Origin of the sequence: Pseudoalteromonas sp. RB2-MNA-CIBAN-0110 (genome assembly GCF_040309305.1) — a bacterium.
Classification (GTDB): domain Bacteria; phylum Pseudomonadota; class Gammaproteobacteria; order Enterobacterales; family Alteromonadaceae; genus Pseudoalteromonas; species Pseudoalteromonas arctica.
In genome coordinates this window covers 1-249 of record NZ_JBEOOQ010000263.1, presented here as the reverse complement: position 1 = coordinate 249, position 249 = coordinate 1, and the positions used below count along the sequence as shown (strand labels likewise).

The window sequence follows — 249 nt, the reverse complement described above, 5'->3', positions numbered from 1 at the left end:
CTACTAAATTATTGTTTTTATAGCATAAATGGCAATTAAATAATTAGTTATAGTTCATTTAATTGCGCTAAATAATGCTTAGTTCGTTCAGGGTCGTTAGTAAAAATACCATCAACACCACAGGCAAGCATCAGTTTAATATCTTCGACTTCATCTACGGTGTAAGCAAATACTTGTAAACCGCGCATTTTGTCATCGTCTACAAACGGTTTGTTCATAAAGTTTTTGTCAATATGAATGCTGTAGGCC

1 protein-coding gene is annotated in these 249 nt (G+C 33.3%); it reads right to left on the bottom strand.

The annotated features are described in order from the left end of the window. Nucleotides 1-47: 47 nt before the first annotated feature. Nucleotides 48-249: glycerophosphodiester phosphodiesterase (locus AAEY68_RS21425; protein WP_350586868.1), on the bottom strand; the 202-nt coding region annotated here is incomplete at its 5' end.